The 201-nt window shown below is 76.1% G+C and carries 1 pseudogene; it reads left to right on the top strand.

What is annotated here, in order from left to right:
- Nucleotides 1-152 (top strand): annotated as a pseudogene (locus tag AOK09_RS42855) (XRE family transcriptional regulator); the annotation flags it as partial.
- Nucleotides 153-201: the final 49 nt, after the last annotated feature.

Raw genomic sequence — 201 nt, 5'->3', positions numbered from 1 at the left:
TCGACGGCGCCGAGCACCCCGTCGAAGCCGGACAGACCGCCACCTTCGACGGCGACACCGCCCACACCTACCGCGGCGCGGGCTCGAGCACCTGCCACCTGATCATGACCGTCCACCTTCCGCCCGGCCCCGGCCCCGGCTCCACGGCCTGATCCGCGCAGAGCCGCAGGGCGACACCAGGCGGCGGAAGCGCGGCCGGGG

It is taken from the genome of Peterkaempfera griseoplana (genome assembly GCF_001418575.1).
Taxonomy (GTDB): Bacteria; Actinomycetota; Actinomycetes; order Streptomycetales; family Streptomycetaceae; genus Peterkaempfera; species Peterkaempfera griseoplana.
This window is presented reverse-complemented; position numbering and strand designations above follow the sequence as displayed.